Below are 19847 nucleotides of genomic sequence, written 5' to 3' on the forward strand. Positions count from 1 at the left end.
CCCCCCCCCCCCCGGGGGGGGGGGGGGGCGGGGGCCCCCCCCCCCCCCCGCGGCGCTATCACGGCGTCCTAGGACACCAGGGCACTGGCCTTGTAGCACGCTCTTGCGCTAGCGTTATGCAGGGGATTCGGGGGACGGCATGAAGACCATCATGGTCGCCAAGCAGAAGGGGGGCGTCGGCGCGACGACGCTGGCGCGCGAACTGGGCGTAGCGGCCGCCTCCGCCGGCAAGTCCGTCGTCCTGGTGGACCTCGATCCCCAGGGCACGCTGCGGGGGTGGTGGAACCGCCGCACCGAGGGCGCTGAGGGCGAGCCGAACCCCGCCCTGGCGGCCCCTCCCCCGGCCGGCATGGCCGAGGCGCTGGGGCAGCTCCGCGCCGCCGGCGTCGACCTCTGCATCATCGACACGCCGCCGTCCGTGCACCCCTTCCTCGGCGCCGTCATGCGCCTCGCCGACCTGATCCTGCTGCCGACCCGCGCGACCACGGACGACCTGGAGGCCCTGCCGGCTGTGCTCGACCTGGTGGAGGAGGCCGGGCGGCCCTTCGTCTTCGTCGTCACCCAGGCGGCCCCCGGCCGGTCCAGGCTCTACGACGACGCGCTGCCAGTGCTGGCGCAGCGCGGCCGCGTTGCCCCGCCGCTCCGCATCCGCGCCGACTTCCCGGTGGCGGCCGCCTCCGGCCGCACGGCGACCGAGGTCGCGCCGAAGAGCAAGGCGGCCGAGGAGGTGGTGGCGCTCTGGCAGTTTGTCGCGGGCGACCTCGCCCGGGCGCGCAAGCGCGCCGGCGTCCCGGCGTCCTAGGACGATGGCAAGCAAGCGACCCAGCGTCGTCGCGTCCGGGCTGCTGGCCCGGCCGGGCGCCGCGCCCGCCCGCACGACGCCAGTGGAGGACCTGCCGCGGCCCGCGCCCGTGCCGCCGCCCGCAGCAGCCCCGGCCCCCGCGGCCGCGAAGCCGCCGGAGCGGGCGGGGCGTGGCATCAAGGCCGAGACCGTTGGCACGACGGTCTACCTCCTCCCGAGGGAGCACAAGCGCATCCGGCGCCTCGCGCTCGACCTCGACATCCCCTCGGTCCACGAGCTGCTGCTCACCGGGCTCGACCGGCTGCTGGCGGAGCGGGGGGAGCCGCCGGTCGAGCGCTACAGCCCGCCGCGGCCCCGGAAGGGGTAGCGTGCCGGCGTCCTAGGACGCTCGCATGCCATACGGGGCAGGGGACGCCCGCCGCCCGCCTACGCCGGCGCGACGAGCCGGAAGCCGCGCGCCGTCGCCTTCGGCACCGCCGCCTTGGAGGGCTTCAGGAGGAGGCCGGTCGCGGTGACCTCCACGTTCGCGTGGGGGTAGGCCGTCGCCACGTCCGGCATCACCTCCCGCACGCGCCGCGCCAGCTCCTTCGTCTCTTTGAGCTCGGCCCCAAGCTGCGCCTGGAGGTGGGCCCAGCGCAGGTGCACGTCCCGCGACAGGCGCGGCAGGCGGTAGGCAAAGAGGGCGTAGAGGTCGAGGCCCAGGCTGTTCCCCGACAGGTGCGCGATGCCGCGCCGGTCGAGCGGCACGGCGTGCTCGCGCAGGTGCTCGTGGAACCGCGCGCCCAGCTCGACCGTGCCCGTCCAGTCCTCGCCCTTGGCGGACCGCCAGAGCTCCAGGCCGTCCACGATCTTGCTGTCCGAGATCAGCGTCCGCTCCGCGCCGTCCGCGTCGGTGTCGGTCCACTGCATGGTGAAGGTGCAGCGCGCGATGCGCAGGGACTGCTCGCGGATCGCGCGGATGGAGCCGCGCGGGCCGCCCGACACGGGCAGCCCCAGGGAGCGCAGGAAGGCCGAGAGGGTGGGCCCGAGCGAGACCGTACGGCTCCGCATGCCCTCGGTCTGGAGGTGAATGAGGATCAGCCTGGCCTTCGAGCCGTAGGGCACACCCACGTACATCCGTTCGATCTCGGCGGGCGTGGGCTGCCGGCCGCGCGCCGCGGGCGGCGCCTCATCGACGACGCCGGGCGAGACGATGAGGCTGAAGCGGCCGCTGCTCCGCCGCCAGACGGCGATGTTGCTGGCAGGGCGGGAGTGGGGGAGGCAGGTCTGGCATAGGCCGCTGTGCAGGAAGGACAGGTCGTCGGCGCCGGGCAGCTCGGTCATGAGCGAGTGGGTCACGTCCACCCGCTGCAGCAGCCTCTCGCGCTCGCGGCCGGTCGCGCCCTCGGCCGCCACGCGGCGGCGCGTCTCCTCGAGACCGTAGAGCTCCAGCTGCCCTGCTATGTGTCGCGCCACCCCTGATCCCTCCGGGGCCGAGGATAGCCGCCGGCAGGCGATTCGGGGCGATGAATCAGCCACCGCGCGAGCGCTGAGTTGTCCACGATGAATCGCCCACCCGGGCGATCCGTCCCCAATGAATCGCCCACCGCGCCGCGCTGAATCGTCCACCTGCCGAATCCGGCGCGCGCGATGCATCGCCCACCCAGGGCCGGGTTATCCACGCTGAATCGCCCACCCACTACCTATAAGAGTCTTATACCGGTTCCCTATAGGCGCGCGTCGCTCGAGCCGGTGTCAGTGGGAAGTCATCTTAGGTCGCCCAGCACGGCATGTGGCATGTGCAAAAGCACCACAAAGCGATCGGGTGCGGCCCCAGAGCTTCCCAGCAGTTACAGAGAAGGCTGGAGGACCGTGCTCCAGGGGTGGGCGATTCATCGTAAGCCGAACGAAGCCCACCACGCCCGTAAAGCAAAGAGCTCGCGCGCTAGCCGGCTGGCGCGCCAGCATCCTAGGACACTCGCTGCACGTGCATTTTCAAGGGTTTGAGGTGGCGAGCGGCTGAGGAAGGGGTCGGCCCACCTCGTCAGGATGGAGGAGAAGGGTCACCCGCCGCGAGACGCCGTTCTCCAGAGATCCCCGGAAGTGCGGCCGGACCACCTCAAGCCGGCCGAGCCGCCATCGCCAGAACATGCGGACCCGGTGCAGCGGCATGCCGCCTGGGACAACCGCTACCGGCCGTCGGATCTGACCGTCCGCCGGCTCGTCTGCCGAAACCTCCTCGTCGCGCGGAAGGTCGATGACGAGTCGAACCTCCTTCATGCCGACTTGGGGCGCGAGCCGCCGTTTCTCGCGGACTTTGTCGACTGCTTGGCGGGTTGAATCCCTTGCGACCTCGACCTGCTCCGACATTCGCGGCTGGCTGATGAAGGTAAGCACGGCGAGCAGGAAGCGCCCGAGCCGGGCGGCGTCCATCTCCCCGATCTCCGACATCGCCCCGGAGATATCGGTCACCTCGATAAGGGGCTTATCCGTGCTGGCCAGCCGCAGTTCGAACGACAGCATGGGCATAGCGCGAAAGCTGTCCCGGTTCAGCGTCCAATCGGCGGGAAGCGCGAAGATCAGCCCTCCCACGTCGCTCCTGGGAGCGTCGTCCTCCTTCGCCTGCATCACGACGCCGAAGCGCTGACCGGGGATCCCACACGATGTATCGCGCCACTCGATCCAGGTCAGGAAGTCCGGCAGCACGACCATCGAGCGCGCTGCATCCATCCCGCCGCGCTCAGCCTCAGCCACATCCGCGGCCGCCGCTGCGGTGAGCGGAGACAGCACCAACCGCATGGCTCCGAGAATGGCCCTGCGCTTCTGTTCCAACTGTCGAAGGTTCTTCTCGCGCTGCTCGGCCGTGTCGAACTGGTGGACACCACGCCATATCCTGGCCTCAAGCACGAGCATCTCGTCGAGCAACTCGTCGGCCACGCTGGAGGGCCGTGCCGCTTTACCTAGCCGGGGAATGCCGTTTCTATCGACGTCGGCCCAGGGCTCAGCCATGCGCAGGCGGTGGAACCTGATCATGCCTTGGCGGGGCGGCTTGTCGTAGAGGACATCGGTGAGCATGGGCGCGGACCCGATCGCGAGCAGGGCCATGACGAAGTGCGCGACGTCGACAACCTCGGCCCGACCTACGAGGCTCGGATTTGGGGTCACGCGCATACTGCCGTGCTCGTCGCGTTGCAGGGTGAAGGCGCGAGCTTTAGCAATGTAGCCTTCTCCGTCCTGAACGAAAAACGAGACGGCCCAGCGGCTATCAACCGGAGCCTCGATTAGGAACGCTTCCATGGCGTTCACCGCGGGATTCCAGCTCTCCATCCACATCGGAGTTTGGAGCGTCTCAAGCCGCATCGCGTCGTAGACGACCTGCCTGCCCTCCAAGGAGCCGATGCGGGACAGGTCAGTCGCAGCATCGAAAACGTTCTCGGCGACCTTGTAGGCACGCAGGTCGAGCTGAGATTTCAACAGCCTCAATGCTTCCGCGCTATTGGATGCGGTCGGTACAACTGCATGCATCAAGGTGTCGAGCACGCTGTCGAATTTACGAATGGGCGGCATCGAGGTTCGCTCGGAAGATCATATCGCTCGCATAGAACACCGCATGCCTCCAGCTGAGCCGTGTCGGAGCGAGTCGAGCCAGGTCAGCACGTTGCTCCTCCTCAGCCAGCACGGTGGAGCAGGTCGTCGGCGGTCACGCCGCGGAGGTTCAGCTCGGACGGCGTCTTGAGGAGCACGTCGAGCGTGGTCGGCACCGGCGCCGGCGTGCCGAGGTTCCCGCACGCGGCCCAAAGGCGCATGCGGTAGAGGCCGGGCCGCAGCTCGGCGCCGAGCACGAGCGACAGCACCGGCGCCGCGCCGCGGGATAGGCTCAGCTCGCCCACGCGCTGGCCGACCTGGCGGTCCTCGAGCCAGAGGGCGGCGCCGCAGCTCAGCGTGTAGATCAGCGTGCCGGCGCGCGGGGAGCCGAAGTCCACGGCGAGCTGGTGGCGGCCCTCCTCGCGCACCCGCAGCCAGCCCTGGAACTCGACGCCGGCCAGCCCGCGGTAGGCGACGCCGCGGCCGGCCAGGTCGTCGAGGCGCAGCGTGCCGCCGCCGAAGACGAAGCCGCCGACCGCGTCCGACGGCATGACGAGCGGCGCCGAGGAGGGTGGGGCCGGGTGCACCACGGCGAGCGCCCCCGGCCGGTAGCCGGCGGGGACCGCCGGTTGCGCCGTAGGCTCGGGGGCGGCGGCGGGACCGTTCGCCGCCGGCTGACCGGCCTGCGACAGGCGCCGGAGCAGCTCGTCGAGCTTGGCCTCGATCCGGTCGAGCTGCGTCGGGGCGGGGGAGGGGGCCGGCTGCTGCGCGGCTGCCGGCAGGGCGGCGAGCACCAGCAGGCCCGCCGCCGCCAGGTACGAGAGGCGTCGCGGGGTCATGGTCGGGGTCCGGGGTTCGGGGGCTGGGGAGCGACCGTGCCGAAGCGGTCGCCCGGCGTGGACCGCGGCGCGGCGTCGAGCGGCTGGCCGGGGTCGATGCGGAGGACGGCGCCGGACGGTGTCGAGGCGCCGCCGGGAAGGCTGCCGGGCGGCGGCACGGGCGGGCGCTCGGGGAAGGCAGGGGAGCCGGCCTGCGGCACGCCCGGAGCTTCCCAGGCAGGCTGCGGAGGCCCAGCGGTGCCCGGGGTCTCGGACAGGCGCCCGAGCAGGAACAGCAGGGCGAGGACGGCGCCGAGCGCGGCAACCCGGAAGACCCGGTCCTCCCGGAACGCACGCCAGGCCAGCCCGGGGAGGGCGCGGAGGCGCCACCAGGGTACGAACGGGAGCCTCACGCCCCGGCCTCCTCGGCGGCGGCGCGGGCGGAGGCCGCCTCGACGTCCGCGGCCTCGACCGTGGTGAGGTCCTCGGCCGAGCGGCGGGGCAGGCGCATGACGCGCGAGGCCTGCGCCTCCCGGGTGCGCTCCCACAGGGTGCGCGCGGCGCGGCCGTTGCCGGGGCGCCCCGCGGCGGCGAGCGCGGCGCAGGCGTCCTCGGCGGCCTCCTCCGCGTCCGGCGCGAGCCGGAAGCCGGCGCCCTCCACGTAGCCGCGGAAGATCACCACCAGCTCGGCGGCCGAGTAGTCCTCGAAGGCGATCGTCCGCGTGAAGCGGCTGCGCAGGCCCGGGTTGGCGTCGAGGAAGCGCCGCATCTCGTCCGGGTAGCCGGCGACGACGACGCAGAGGCGGTCGCGCCGGTCCTCCATCAGCTTCAGCAGGGTGTCGATCGCCTCGGGTCCGAAGTCGCGGGCGGCGTCCGGCGGGGCGAGGGTGTAGGCCTCGTCGATGAACAGCACGCCGTCCGTCGCGGCCTCGACCACGCGGTGCACGCGCGGCGCGGTGTGGCCGATCCAGCCGGCGACGAGGGTGGAGCGGTCGGCCTCGACCATGTGCCCGGAGCGGAGCTGGCCGAGGCCCGCGAGGATCTCGCCGACGAGCCGGGCAACCGTCGTCTTGCCGGTGCCGGGATTGCCGACGAAGACCAGGTGCAGCGTCTGCGCCTCCGTCCGGCCGCCGCCGTGGCGGGCGCGCTCGCGGTCGGCGGCGACCAGGTCGGCGAGGCGGCGCACCTCCGCCTTCACGCCGGCAAGGCCGACCATGCCATCCAGCTCGGCCATGGCCTCGGCGTAGGAGCGGCGAGCGCGGTGGACCATGAGGGCGATCTTCTCGTCGTCGTCCGTCCCGCCGGTCGAGCGGGGGAGGTCGCGCCCGGGCCGCCAGAGCCGCCACGCCATGACGCCGAGGCAGGCGAGGAGGACGGTGCCGGCGTAGGACCGGAACAGCATCAGGCCGACCACGAAGGCGGTCAGCCAGAGCGCCAGCCTGAACAGCCCGGGCGGGATCATCCGGCGCGCTCCGCCCCGAAGCCGAGCGCCAACAGCAGGCGGCGCCAGGCCGGCACGGCCGGCGCGGGGTCGCCGGTGCCGCTACGGTGGAAGCGGTTCGCGCCCACCAGGTCGCGCCACTCCGGCCGGCGGAACCACAGCGCGCGGCCGCAGCGCAGCGGCTTGGCGCCCCGCACGAAGACGAAGGCCTCGTCGGCGCGGGTGTCCTGCAGGATCTCGTCGGGCTTGATCAGAGAGCGCCGCAGCTCGGAGCGGTTCTCGCTCCGCCCCGAGTTGGCCGAGACGCCGCCGGCGACGCCCAGGCCCACGCGGCCCTGCGTGCCGCGGCTGTCGCCCTCCGCCGTGGCGACGACGCCGTACTCGCCGCAGAGCGCCGAGACCTCGCGCGCCGTCTCCGGGTCCTGCACCGCGGCGTAGAGCCGCCAGGAGGTGCCGTCGTACCAGGCCTGCCGGCCGGCGTCGCCCCACTGCTCGCGGAGCTGGCCGAGCGACTGGTAAAGCAGCAGCAGCGTGACGCCGTACTTGCGCCCAGCGTCGCGCGCCGTCTCGAGGAGCGCCATCGGCCCGAGCCGGGCCGCCTCGTCGAGCAGGAAGAGGATGCGCCCCTGGACCTTGCCGTCGGCCTCGTAGGCCGCGTTCAGCAGCGCGCCGACGAGCACGCGGCCGATCGCCGGCGTCGCCTGGAGCACCTTCAGCGGCACCTGCACGAAGACGGCGAGCTTCCCTTTCGTGACCTCCGCTGCCTTGCACGTCGGCGCGTAGCGACCCTCCGGCCCGCCGGAGACCAGGTCCGCGTAGGCCGGCACGGAGAGCCAGCGCGTGGACTGGCCGGCGTTGGCGTAGATGCCGGAGAAGGTTTCCTTCACCACGTCCTTCAGCGAGCCGGCCAGCTCCTTCGCCATGGCCGAGTGGGAACCGGCGTGGATGTCCCCGAGGTGCTTGCGCAGCTCCTCCTCCGGCTCTGCGACGCGGCGGCGCAGCTCGCGCAGCGTGCGCTCCTCCGGCTTCGTCTCGGGGTCCCAGAGCAGGTCGGCGAGGAGGCAGGCGACGAGGCTCCGGGCGCTGTCCTGGAAGAACTGGCCGGACCCGCCGAGCGGCGTGCCCGCGCGCTGCCGCGGCGGCTCGCCGCAGATCCAGCCGACGACGGCCTCGACGTTCCCCTCGGCGAGCGGCGACGTGGTGTCGATCCAGTCCAGCACGTCGAGGCAGTCGCCGCCCTCGCCAGCGGTGGGGTCGAGCGTCACCACGCCGTGCTGCATGTGCCGCCGGTGGGAAGTCAGCATCGGCCCGACCTCGCGCGAGGGGTCGAGCACCACGGCCGAGCCGGTCCAGGTCAGCAGCGTCGGGATGGCGAGGGAGGTGGTCTTGAAGCCGCCGGAGCCGGCGAAGGCGAGGGCGTGCGTCGGGCCGGTGCGGCAGGGATCCACCAGCAGCGGCGCCGTACCGCCGCAGCCCCAACTCCGGCGGTCGGCCGGGTCGAAGGCGACCCGCGCGACGCCGTCGCGGTCCACGCGGTAGGCCTCGCCGACGACGATCCCGCCCCAGCCCCCATCGGGCCCGGGGAAGAGCCGCCGCGCCTCGCGCATGGACAGCCAGTCGGCGTGGCCGTGGTTGTCGGAGCGGGCGCGCACGAGGGCGGGACGGGACGCCGAGCTGCCCGGCGCGCGCAGCCACCGCACGCCGCCGCTGAGGACGGCGACGCCGAGCACCACGGCCCACAGCACGCCCGGGTCGGCGGCGCCGAGCAGGGCGAGCGGGTTCGCCTCGCCGGCGTAGGGCGCGAGGCGCCCCCACTCCGGCCGGACCGTCAGGAACAGCGCGAGCGCCACGCCGCCGAGGCCGGCGATCGCTGCGGTGCGCGTGGCCAGGCCCGCCCGGTGCAGCGCGACGGCGGCGAGGCCGAGGAGGGCAGGGCCGGCGAGGGTGGCGGCGGGCCAGGCGCGGTAGGCAAGGGCGTAGCCGGGTGGGATGCCGCCAGGCGTCGCGCCGTAGCCGAGCAGGTGCAGCTCCCAGAGCCGGTGCGCGCCCGTCCAGGCGATCGCGAAGAGCCAGACGGGCCACAGCCGCAGGCCGAGCCGGAACGCGCCGATGAGGAGGTCGCCAGCGAGGCGCCCGATCACTCGGCCGCCGCCTTCCCCGCCTCCGGCCCGGCGTTCCCGATAACCCGACGCGCGGCGCCGCCGTGCGCGCCGGCGAGGGCCTCGGCCTCGTCGGGGCGGGCTAGGCCCTCCCAGTGCTGCATGACCTTGCTGAAGCGGAAGCCGGCGGCTCGGAGGCCGGAGGTGGCCTCCTTCGGCAGTGGGCCGGGGAAGGTCAGCAGGAAGGGCTCTTTGCCCTCGTCGCGGGCGCGGGCCTCGCGGGCGAAGGCGCGGCCGCCGAGGGCGGCCCACTGCTCGACCTGCTTCTTCGTCTCGGCGCCGTCGCGCAGCGACAGGAGGGCGCCGTAGAGGGCGTTGACCTCCAGCTCGAGCAGGCCCGCCTTCTCGGCGAGCGCGCCGGCCTCGATCAGGCGCTTGGTGCGAGCCTTGCGCTCGGCCAGCCTGAGCTTCGCCTCCTGCTCGGCGAGGCGCGCCTTTGACTGCTCGTGGGCGCGCTGCCGGTCGGCGAGGGAGCGGGCCATGTGATCCCCCTGGTATTCTCGGTCCGTTCTCGCGGAGGCTAGGGGTGGGGTCGCGCGAGCGGCAATGCGCGGGGCACAACCTTTCCGCGTGCAGGGCGGTCACGAGCGGGGGAGCGTGCCGCCACGTACTTCGCAGCCCGCCATCGTGTAGGAAGGGTCTGCGGCGAACAGCGAAGTCGGGAATGAGGAGGCCGCCGTGGCCAAGACCGCTCGTCAGAAACTCGAAGAATTCCACGTCCGGCAGGACGCGAAGCGGCGCACCGAGCGGCATGGCGAGGGCGAGCTCGTCCTCTTCGACGGCGTGCCGGTCGAGGCCAAGGGCTGCTTCCTGCCGGACGGCTCGCGCACGGTCGCGACCTGCCTGACGCGCGGCGACGGCATCCCCGACGGTGAGCGGGTCTGGTCGCGGTCCGTCACGTCGGGGTCGCCGCTGCGTCGGCGCGGCTACCTGCGCGTCGTGCCAGGGGTGGTGCTGGAGTTCCTAGATGCCCGGGAGGCCGACCTATCGGCCTCTCACGCGGGGGCCGCCAAGTTCGCCGCCGATCCCCTCGGCGACGACCTGCTCCGGTCGGACCGGCTGCGCGGCCTGGTGCGGGGGAGCGCCCTGTTCGCGGAACTGCTCTACGCCGCGCTCTGCAACACGACCTGGACGCGAGCGGCAGACGGTATCGAGGGCAGCGCGAGCTGGCGCCGCGCCGGGCGCCTGGTGGCCACGCTGCGGGGCGAGGGCGACTACGCGGACTGGTACTGCGCCGGCGGCGAGGGCACCGTCGACGAGGCCGTGCTGGCCGAGTTGCGGGTCCTCGGGTGGGAGCTGTCCCTCGCTGATTCGGTGGACAGACAGCCAGCGCTGAAACGGTAGCGTCGCCTAACGCCAGCCCTTTGTTCGACCCGGGCCGGAGGCCGGGTCGATCTGCCGGGGCGCCCTTCGCCCCGACAGGTCCAGAAGGTCACGGCGCGCAGGCGGGGTCGGGGACCGCGGAGCGGCCGGCGTGCCGGCGCGAGCGTAGCGAGCGTCCTCGACGCCGGCGAGCACCGTGGCATGGAGCTTTACTTCCATCCCGGGCGGCTGGCGGAAGCGTAGCAACCAGGGCTGACCTCCCCGCGCCGCCCGTTCTGCACCAGCAAGCCGAAGGCGAGCGCGCTTGCGTGCAGACGCAATATGCGTTGCCTGCGCAACGCGGCTTGCGGCCTCCGGCGGGCGGATTCAGGCTGCCGGCGTGGCCATCGCCTTCGCCCGCGCGCGCTACCTCTCCCGAGCCTCCGGCGGCAATGCCGTGCGCTCGGCCGCCTACAACGCGCGGGAGAGCCTGCACGCGGAGCGGACGGGCGAGCTCTTCCACTTCCGCCACCGCGGCGCGCCGGAGCACCACGAGGTGCTACTGCCCGACGGCGCCGATCCCCGGCTCGGGGAGACGGGCGCGCTGTGGAACGCGGCCGAGGCGGCCGAGAGGAGGAAGGACGCGCAGGTCGCGCGCGAGCTGGTGCTGGCGCTGCCAGCCGACCGCGATCTGACCACGGAGGACCGCGTCGAGCTGGCCCGCGGCTTCGCGCGCGAGCACTTCGTCTCGAAGGGGCTGGCGGTGCAACTCGACGTGCACGCGCCGCATGACGGGGCGGGGGAGGGGGCCGAGGGCGAGCGGTCCAACTGGCACGCCCACCTCCTCGTAACGACGCGCCGCGTGGAGGGCGAGGGGTTCGCGGCGAAGAAGGCGCGCGACCTGAACCCGGAGGTGCGACGCGCTGCCGGCGGCCGGGCCGTGGTGGCGGACGGCGAGGCCTGGGGCGCACTCTGGCGCGACCACCAGGACCGGTACTTCCGCGAGCACGGCATCGCGGTCCGCGTGGACCCGACGGCTGCGCATCCGGGCGAGCACATCGGGCCCGTGCGCATGCGCAGGTCCGGGTCCGAGGCGGTCGCCCGCGCCGAGGCGCTGAAGGAGGCCAACCAAGCCGCAGCGCGCGACCCCGGCCAGGTGCTGGCGGCGCTGACGCGGAACAACGCCACCTTCGACGCGCGCGACCTCGACCGCTGGCTCGATAAGCACCTCGGCCGGGAGGGTGATGGCGCCGCCGGGCGGGAGCGCGCGGCCGCTCGGGCGGCGGTGCTCGGGCACCGCGACGTGCTGGCGCTGCACGACCGGGAGACGGGCGAGGCGACCGGGCGCTTCACGACGCGGGCGGTGCGGGATCAGGAGCGCGCGGCGCTCGCCGACGGGGCCACCGTGGCACGGGCGCGGCATCACCGCGGCCTCGGCGCCCGGCACCTCGAGGCCGCGGCCGAGGGGCGCACGCTGCGCAATGACCAGCGCGCCGCGCTGGCGCACGCGGCCGGCGCCGGCGGGCTGAAGGTGGTCGAGGGCCGGGCCGGCACGGGGAAGAGCTACGCGCTCGCGGCGATCCGCGACGCGCACCGGGCGGCGGGGCACCGGGTGGTCGGTCTCGCGCCCACCAACGCCGTCGCGCAGGACCTGAAGGCGGACGGCTTCGGCGAGGCGGCGACGGTGCACTCGGCGCTTTTCGCCCTGAAGAACGGCCGCGCCGCGTGGGACCGCCGCACGGTCGCCGTGGTGGACGAGGCGGCGATGCTGGACAGCCGCGTGCTCGGCGAGCTGCTGGCCGAGGCGCGGCGGAGCGGGGCGAAGGTGATCCTCGCCGGCGACGACCGGCAGCTCGCCTCGATTGAGCGCGGCGGGCTCTTCGCCGAGCTGCGCGCGGCTCACGGCTCGGCCGAGATCACCGAGGTGACGCGGCAGCGCGCGGGCTGGCAGCGCGAGGCGGCGCGCGACCTAGCCGAGGGGCGCTTCAGGCGGGCCGTGGCGGCCTTCGAGCGCGAGGGGGCGGTCACCTGGTCGGACGGCGGCGAGGCGGCGCGGGCGGCCCTCGTCGCGGCCTGGACGCGGGAGACCGCCGCGGACCCGGCGGCCTCGCGCTTCGTCTTCGCCTACACCAACGCCGACGTGGACCGGCTGAACGCCGACCTGCGCGCGGTGCGGCGCGGGCGCGGCGAGCTGGGCTCGCCGGACCATCGGTTCGAGACGAAGCACGGGGCGGCGGACTTCGCCGTCGGCGACCGGGTGCAGATCACCGAGACGGACCGGCGGCTCGGGCTGCACAACGGGAACGCCGGCACGATCACCGGCATCGACGGCGCGACCGGCACCGTCCGCGCGCGGCTGGACGGCGGGCGCGAGGTGTCGTGGTCGGCGGACGAGTTTGCCGGCTTCCGGCACGGCTACGCGGGGACGATCTACAAGGGCCAGGGCAAGACCCTGGACCACACCTACCTGCTGCACACGCGGCACTGGCGGGCGGCGGCGAGCTACGTGGCACTGACGCGCCAGCGCGAGACGGCGCAGGTCTTCGTGGACCGGGAGACGGCCGCCTCCGTCCCGCAGCTGGCGTGGCAGATGGGCCGGGGCGAGACGCGCGCGGCGTCAGTGGCCTGGGCCACGACCGACGAGTTGGCGCCGGAGCTGCGCGCCCGCGCAGGGCGCGACGCGGTGGCGCGGGCTGGGCCCGGCGCGGGCGGCCCGGAGGAGTCCATGCCCGCTTCGGTCACGACCGGGCGGGCCGGAGCGCGCGGGGCCTCCGCCGCGGCGGAGACCGGCACTTGGCTGATCCCGCCGCGGATCTCACAGGACGGCCGGGACAGCCTCGGGCGTAGCGCCGGTCCGGCGGAGGTGGCGGCGGCGGTCGCCGGCGACGCACGGGTGCGGCGGGAGCGCGAGGCGCTCACCGACTACCTGCGCGGCGCCTATCGCGACCCAGAGGCCGCGGGCCGGCGGCTGGAGGAGCTTGTGGATCGTCAGGGCTGGACGAGCGCCGCCGCACGCGTCGCCGCCGACCCAGGCGCGCTCGGCGAGCTGCGCGGCAGGACGGGGTTCTTCGCGGGCCGAGCCGCGCGGGCGGAGCGGGGGCGCGCGGTCGGCCTAGCGCCGGCCCTGGCGGAGGCGATGGGGCGCATCGGCGCGGCCGAGGCACGCGCCGCCGGCGCGCATCGCGCGGCCGTCGCCGCGCAGCTGAAGGCGGACGCGACGGGCGTGCCACGCCTCTCCGCGAAGGCCGAGGCGGCCGCTGCCGCGCTGGCGGATGCGAAGGACGACACGAGCCGTGCCGCAGCCTGGAAGGCGGCGCAGGCCGACCCGGCGATCGCTGGCGAGCTGCGGCGCTTCGGGGAGGCAGCCCGGACGCGGCTCGGCAAGGAAGGCGTGCGCTCCGCGTCGCGCGGAAGCCGTCACGCCGGCAGCTCCGGCGTCCACCCCGGCATCCCACGGGAACATGCCCCGGCGCTGAGCCGGGTTGCAGCAGTCATCGCCTGCCTACGCGGGGCCGAGCGGGCGGCCACACGGACCGCCGAGGCATCGCGGCAGCGCCCGGAAGGCGGGCTGCGAGCGTAAGCGGGCGAGCAAAGGCCTTGCAGGACCGGCCCAACGAGGACCGTCATCGCAATGGGCGCCAATCCCGCCGGTGTGATAAACCCGAACCGCGTTGGCCTGACCGGCTTCGTCGGGATGGCTGGTGTTTAACGGGTGCGGGGAGGGGAGCCGCCGGCCCCCTGAGGGGTGGGAATTGAACGCTGTTGAAATCGAGGAAGCCGTGTCGGCGCTCGCCGAGCGCCCGTTCGACCCGGCCGAATTTCCCTACGCCTTCCTGGAGGCCTTCGGGAACAAGGAGACCACGCTGAAGCGGCTGCGCAGCGGCGCTTCGAACAAGTCCGACCTCGGCGGCGTGCTCCAGACCAACAACATCCACATCGCAATCTGCCCTCCGGGCCAGGTCGCGACGACCCTCCAGGCATTGAGGGCCAGCCCTGCGACCGCGCGCGCGAAGGCGAAGTTCATTCTCGCCACGGACGGCGGCAGCCTGGAGGCCGAGGACCTCGCCAGCGGCGAGACGGTCGCGTGCGCGTACGGCGACTTTCCCGACCATTTCGGCTTTTTCCTGCCGCTCGCGGGCATCACGACCGTCAAGCAGATCCGGGAAAGCGCCTTCGACATCAAGGCGACTGGCCGGCTCAACCGGCTCTACGTCGAGCTGCTGAGGGACAATCCGGACTGGGGTACCGCGGCGCGCCGGCCAGACATGAACCACTTCATGGCCCGGCTGATCTTCTGCTTCTTCGCGGAGGACACGGACATCTTCAGCGGGTCGCTGCTCTTCACCACGACCCTGGAGACGATGAGCGCTCCGGATTCCTCCAACACGCAGGAGGTGATCAGCACGATTTTCCAGGCCATGAACATGAAGACGGCCGACCGGCCGGGGGCCGGAATCCCGCGCTGGGCGGACGCCTTCCCCTACGTGAACGGCGGGCTCTTCTCGGGCAGCGTGGAGGTGCCGCGCTTCAGCAGGATCGCGCGGTCCTACCTGCTGCACATCGGCCGCCTCGACTGGAAGAAGATCAACCCGGACATCTTCGGATCGATGATCCAGGCTGTCGCCGAGGATGAGGAGCGCGGCGCGCTCGGCATGCACTACACCAGTGTGCCGAACATTCTGAAGGTGCTGAACCCGCTCTTCCTCGAAGATCTGCGGGAGAAGCTGGCGGAGGCCGGGGACAATGCGCGCAAGCTGCTCAACCTGCGGAACCGCATGGCACGGATCAGGGTCTTCGACCCCGCCTGCGGCTCCGGCAACTTCCTGGTGATCGCCTACAAGGCGATGCGGGAGATTGAAGCGGAGATCAACAAGCGACGGCACGAGAGCGGGCGCAAGTCCGACATCCCCCTCACCAACTTCCGAGGAATCGAGCTACGCGACTTTCCAGCCGAGATCGCCCGCTTGGCGCTTATCATCGCTGAGTTTCAATGCGACGTGCTCTATCGCGGTCAGAAGGAGGCTCTGCAGGACTTCCTACCGCTCGACGCCGAGAACTGGATCACCCCAGGCAATGCGCTGCGGCTGGATTGGTTGAGCGTCTGCCCACCGACAGCTACAGGAGTTAAACTCCTCGCCGATGATTTGTTTTTAACGCCCTTAAATCAGACGCAAATAGATTTCGAAAATGAAGGAGGAGAGACATATATTTGCGGAAACCCGCCTTATTTGGGCGCGAAGAAAAAGAGTACGGAACAGGTCGCCGATATGGCTGCGGCCGGACTATCTGACGCGCAACTTCTCGATTATGTCTGTGCCTTTATATTTAAAGGTCTGTCTATGCTAAAAGACACGAAATGTAGAATGGCGTTGGTTGCAACAAGTTCAATATGTCAGGGTGAGCAAGTCGCTTTGCTCTGGCCGAAAATATTCGCACGCGCCTCGATCTGCTTTGCATACCGCCCATTCAAATGGGCCAACTCGGCGGCGAACAACGCTGGTGTTTGGTGCACGATAATAGGATTGGAAGCAGAAGAGCGAAACCCAAAAAAACTGTTCTTTGGCGAGCAGATGCAAGAATGTCAGAGTATAGCACCCTATTTGATTCCTGGGCCCAAAATAATATGCACACCTAGAGACAACCCGATTTCTGCAATCGCCCCAATGCGAATGGGTAGCAACCCTGTTGATGGCAAGCGTCTTATTTTCGAGCAGCAAGATGTGTCTCGCATTTTGGGCGAAAGCACAGAAGCAGAAAAGTTCATAAAGCGGTATGGGGGAACAAAGGAGCTACTTTCGGGTACTCACCGTTGGTGTCTATGGGTGGACGACGCTGACGCGCATGATGCTTCCAAAATTCCCGTTGTTAGAAATATCATTGATGGATGCCGCCGCTATCGCGAAGGCGCCGGGCGCGACGCTCGGAAAGCTGCCCGACGCCCTCATGCTTTTTGCTATTCTACCTACGAGGACGATGATTTTGTCCAAGTGGGAAACACCATTGGAAACGGGTTTGAGTATGTGCCTGCCGATTTGAAGAGGCAGGGTCACGTCTCGAATCATGCAGCGTTCACCGTGTATGGCATTCGAACGCTAGAGTTCGCGCTTATTGTTTCGACATTGCATCGCGTTTGGGCGGAGACGATTGCCGGTCGTCTAGGTGATGGCATACGATATGGAAATACGGTAGTTTATAATACTTTTCCTGTCCCACCGCTGACCGAGAAGAATAAGGCTGACCTCACTCGCTGCGCCGAAGATATCCTCTTGGCACGGGAGACGCACTTCCCTGCGACTATAGCGGACCTGTACGATCCCGAGACCATGCCCGCCGACCTGCGCGCTGCGCATGACCGCAACGACGAGGTACTGGAGCGCATCTACATTGGCCGGCGCTTCAGGAATGACACCGAGCGCCTGGAAAAGCTTTTCGACCTCTACACGAAGATGACGGCCGGCCAGAACGCATCCAAGAGGAAGAAAAAGCCGGAGGCTGCCGTATGACCACCCCCACCCGGTCCGTTCCCTCCGTCTCGGTCTCCTACAACCGCAATGGCGGCTCGACCAAGGCTAACGCGCTCGGCATGCGGCCCATGCAGGAGCGCGCCTACGAGAAGCGCGGCGAGCAGTACCTTCTCATCAAATCGCCGCCTGCCTCGGGCAAGAGCCGCGCGCTCATGTTCATCGCCCTCGACAAGCTCCACAACCAGGGCCTCCGCCAAGCCATCATCGTGGTGCCGGAGAGGTCCATCGGTTCCAGTTTCGCCGACGAGCCGCTGACGAAGTTCGGCTTTTGGGCCGACTGGACCGTCGCGCCGCAATGGAACCTTTGCAACGCCCCGGGCACGGACGGCGGCAAGGTCAACGCAGTCGGAGCCTTCCTCGCCAGCACGGACAAGGTGTTGGTCTGTACCCACGCCACCTTCCGCTTCGCCGTGGACAAGTTCGGCGTGGCGGCATTCGACGACCGGCTGATTGCGGTGGACGAGTTCCACCATGTCTCCGCCAACCCGGACAACCGTCTCGGCCTGCACCTCGGCGAGTTCATCGCCCGCGACCGCGTGCACCTCGTCGCGATGACAGGCTCCTACTTCCGCGGCGACGCCGAGGCGGTCCTCGCCCCGCAGGACGAGGCCAGGTTCGAGACCGTCACCTACACCTACTACGAGCAGCTCAACGGCTACGAGCACCTGAAGCAGCTCGACATCGGCTACTTCTTCTATTCCGGCTCCTACGCCGACGACATCCTGAAGGTGCTCGACCCGGCCGAGAAGACCATCATCCACATCCCGAGCGTCAACTCGCGGGAGAGCACGAAGGACAAGATCAGGGAGGTCGAGCACATCATCGAGGAGCTCGGCAGCTGGCAGGGCACGGACCCCGCGACGGGCTTCCAGCTCGTGAAGACTCCTGCGGGCCGCCTGCTGCGCATCGCGGACCTGGTGGACGACGACGCCGCCAAGCGGGACCGCGTCTCCGCCGCGCTGAAGGACCCGGCGCAGAAGAACAACCGCGACCACGTGGACATCATCATCGCGCTCGGCATGGCGAAGGAGGGCTTCGACTGGATCTGGTGCGAGCACGCGCTGACCGTGGGCTATCGGTCGAGCCTGACCGAGATCGTCCAGATCATCGGGCGCGCCACGCGCGACGCTCCCGGCAAGACCCGCGCTCGCTTCACCAACCTCATCGCGGAGCCGGACGCCGCCGAGCAGGCCGTCGCGGAGGCGGTCAACGACACCTTGAAGGCGATCGCCGCCAGCCTGCTCATGGAGCAGGTCCTCGCGCCCCGCTTCGAGTTCAAGCCGAAGAAGACGGGGAGCGGGCCCACGCCCGGCTTCGACTACGGCGAGGGCGGGTACGACCCGGCGAAGTGCAACGTCGGCTTCAACGAGGAGCAGGGCAGGTTCGAGATCGAGATCAAGGGCCTGGCGGAGCCGAAGAGCCCGGAAGCGGCCCGCATCTGCCAGCAGGACCTGAACGAGGTCATCGCTGCCTTCGTGCAGGACAAGCCCGCGGTTGAGCGCGGCCTGTTCGATCCGGAGCTGGTCGCAGAGGAGCTCACCCAGGTTCGGATGGGGAAGATCATCAAGGAGCGCTACCCGGAGCTCGACGAGGAGGACCAGGAGGCGGTTCGGCAGCACGCCATCGCCGCCCTCAACCTGACGCAGAAGGCCAAGGAGACGGCGGCCGGCGGCGGGGACGACGAGAAGAGCCCGAACACCGCCTTCGTCGAGGGCGTGCGCAAGTTCGCCATGGATGTGCGGGAGCTCGACATCGACCTGATCGACAGCATCAACCCGTTCGGCGAGGCCTACGCGATCCTCGCCAAGACCATGAGCGAGGATAGCCTGAAGCAGGTCCAGGCCATCATCAGCGCAAAGCGGGTGAACCTGACGCCTGAGGAAGCGCGGGACCTTGCGAAGCGCGCCTTGCGGTTCAAGCAGGAACGTGGCCGCCTTCCCTCCATCACCTCGCCGGACGCCTGGGAGAAGCGCATGGCCGAGGGGGTGGCCTTTCTCGCCCGGATGAAGGCGGAGGCGGCGCGTGGCTAAATTCACTGACGAGGACGACGCCCTTCTCGAGGAGCTCGGCGTCGAGGTCGAGGCGAAGCGCGAGGGTGGCCGCACGGCCCGCGAGGAGCACATCATCGCCGGCTTCGAGGACATCCAGCGCTTCGTGGAGGAGCATGGACGGCTACCCCAGCATGGGGAGGACCGCGACATTTTCGAGCGCCTCTACGCGGTTCGCCTCGATCGCCTGCGGGAGCTGACCGAATGCCGCACACTGCTCGCCCCCCTCGATCACCAGGGTCTGCTCCCGGCCGGTGGGGAGGGAGAAGAGGCCGCTGCTGACGAGATGGACGACGATGAGCTCCTGGCCCAGCTCGGCGTAGAGGTGGGGGGCGCCTCCGACATTACCGAGCTGCGTCACGTCCGCACGGCTGCTGAAAAGCGTGAGGCCGAGGAGATTGCAAGTCGCGACAGATGCGAGGATTTCGAGAGCTTCAAGCCGCTGTTCGAGCAGGTGCAGAGCGAACTCCAGAGCGGCTTGCGCCAGACACGGAGGTTCGAGCGCAAGTCCGAGATCGCGGCTGGCCGCTTCTACATCCTCGGCGGGCAGAAGGCCTACGTCGCGGCGATGGAGGAGGCCTTCACGAACGATCATGGCAATATCGATGCGCGGCTGCGCGTGATCTTCGACAACGGCACCGAGAGCAACATGCTGATGCGGTCCCTGCAGAAGGCTCTCCAGCAGGATCCGACTGGCCGCCGCATCATTGAACCCACATCAGGGCCTTTGTTCGCCGACACCGAGGAGGATGGGGACGAGGCGAGTGGCACGATCTACGTGCTACGGAGCAAGTCCGACCACCCCGCCGTCGCGCAGCACCGCGAGCTCGTCCACAAGATCGGCGTCACGGGAGGCAGCGTCGAGCGCCGTGTCGCCAATGCCAAGCTGGACGCCACGTTTCTGCTCGCTGATGTCGAGGTGGTCGCCACCTACAAGCTGCACAACATCAACCGCAGCAAGCTCGAGAACCTGATCCACAGGATTTTCGCGCCCGCGCGGCTCGACATCGAATTGAAGGACCGGTTTGGCAACCCGGTCGTGCCGCGCGAATGGTTCCTGGTGCCCCTTTTCGCGGTCAACGAGGCTGTCGAGAAGATCAAGGACGGCACGATCACGAAGTATGTGTATGATCCGCAAGCGGCACGGTTGAAGCCGCGCGTCGCGACCTGACGGATCGCATTTGCATGG

The 19847-nt window shown here is 70.4% G+C and carries 14 protein-coding genes; 7 read left to right on the top strand and 7 right to left on the bottom strand.

The features are described from left to right. Positions 1-139 precede the first annotated feature (139 nt). Positions 140-802, top strand: a complete 663-nt coding sequence (locus tag ACK8OX_RS23190) for an AAA family ATPase (protein WP_430666641.1) — start codon at positions 140-142, stop codon at positions 800-802. Between the two features lie 4 nt (positions 803-806). Continuing rightward, positions 807-1169, top strand: coding sequence for a hypothetical protein (locus tag ACK8OX_RS23195; RefSeq protein ID WP_430666642.1), 363 nt, complete (start codon positions 807-809; stop codon positions 1167-1169). Between the two features lie 59 nt (positions 1170-1228). On the opposite strand, the gene ACK8OX_RS23200 is transcribed toward ACK8OX_RS23195, so the two are convergent. From ACK8OX_RS23200 to ACK8OX_RS23230, 7 genes are all read right to left on the bottom strand, one after another. Next, complete coding sequence (locus ACK8OX_RS23200) at positions 1229-2257, bottom strand: replication protein RepA (RefSeq protein WP_430666643.1); 1029 nt, start codon at positions 2255-2257, stop codon at positions 1229-1231. A gap of 519 nt (positions 2258-2776) precedes the next feature. Next, on the bottom strand, positions 2777-4321 hold the full coding sequence (locus tag ACK8OX_RS23205) for a hypothetical protein (RefSeq protein WP_430666644.1): 1545 nt from the start codon (positions 4319-4321) through the stop codon (positions 2777-2779). Between the two features lie 128 nt (positions 4322-4449). Then, entirely contained in the window at positions 4450-5205 is a 756-nt protein-coding gene (locus ACK8OX_RS23210) for a hypothetical protein (RefSeq protein ID WP_430666645.1), read from the bottom strand. After that, positions 5202-5597 (bottom strand): hypothetical protein, encoded by a 396-nt coding sequence (locus ACK8OX_RS23215; protein ID WP_430666646.1) that lies wholly within the window; start codon positions 5595-5597, stop codon positions 5202-5204. Before ACK8OX_RS23215 ends, ACK8OX_RS23210 begins: the two co-directional genes overlap by 4 nt. Next, on the bottom strand, positions 5594-6646 hold the full coding sequence (locus ACK8OX_RS23220; RefSeq protein ID WP_430666647.1) for an AAA family ATPase: 1053 nt from the start codon (positions 6644-6646) through the stop codon (positions 5594-5596). Before ACK8OX_RS23220 ends, ACK8OX_RS23215 begins: the two co-directional genes overlap by 4 nt. Then, a complete protein-coding gene (locus ACK8OX_RS23225; protein WP_430666648.1) occupies positions 6643-8766 on the bottom strand; it encodes a type IV secretory system conjugative DNA transfer family protein in 2124 nt (707 codons plus the stop codon). Before ACK8OX_RS23225 ends, ACK8OX_RS23220 begins: the two co-directional genes overlap by 4 nt. Further along, the gene (locus ACK8OX_RS23230; protein WP_430666649.1) at positions 8763-9266 is read right to left on the bottom strand and encodes a conjugal transfer protein TraD; all 504 of its coding nucleotides are present in this window, start codon (positions 9264-9266) and stop codon (positions 8763-8765) included. The genes ACK8OX_RS23225 and ACK8OX_RS23230 overlap by 4 nt, the downstream gene beginning before the upstream one ends. A 196-nt stretch (positions 9267-9462) precedes the next feature. On the opposite strand from ACK8OX_RS23230, the gene ACK8OX_RS23235 reads away from it, so the two are divergent. The 5 genes from ACK8OX_RS23235 to ACK8OX_RS23255 all read left to right on the top strand — a co-directional run bounded on the left by ACK8OX_RS23235 (position 9463) and on the right by ACK8OX_RS23255 (position 19829). Next, the gene (locus tag ACK8OX_RS23235; protein ID WP_430666650.1) at positions 9463-10128 is read left to right on the top strand and encodes a hypothetical protein; all 666 of its coding nucleotides are present in this window, start codon (positions 9463-9465) and stop codon (positions 10126-10128) included. 358 nt (positions 10129-10486) lie between these two features. Further along, positions 10487-13666 (top strand): AAA family ATPase, encoded by a 3180-nt coding sequence (locus tag ACK8OX_RS23240; protein ID WP_430666651.1) that lies wholly within the window; start codon positions 10487-10489, stop codon positions 13664-13666. Positions 13667-13838: 172 nt separating this feature from the next. Next, a complete protein-coding gene (locus ACK8OX_RS23245; protein WP_430666652.1) occupies positions 13839-16589 on the top strand; it encodes a class I SAM-dependent DNA methyltransferase in 2751 nt (916 codons plus the stop codon). Continuing rightward, positions 16586-18640: a pseudomurein-binding repeat-containing protein gene (locus tag ACK8OX_RS23250; protein ID WP_430666653.1), complete on the top strand. Its 2055-nt coding sequence runs from the start codon at positions 16586-16588 to the stop codon at positions 18638-18640. Before ACK8OX_RS23245 ends, ACK8OX_RS23250 begins: the two co-directional genes overlap by 4 nt. Beyond that, entirely contained in the window at positions 18633-19829 is a 1197-nt protein-coding gene (locus tag ACK8OX_RS23255; protein WP_430666654.1) for a GIY-YIG nuclease family protein, read from the top strand. Before ACK8OX_RS23250 ends, ACK8OX_RS23255 begins: the two co-directional genes overlap by 8 nt. The last annotated feature ends 18 nt before the right edge of the window (positions 19830-19847 follow it).

The sequence above is a fragment of the Falsiroseomonas sp. CW058 genome, from assembly GCF_050563535.1.
GTDB lineage: Bacteria > Pseudomonadota > Alphaproteobacteria > Acetobacterales > Acetobacteraceae > Falsiroseomonas.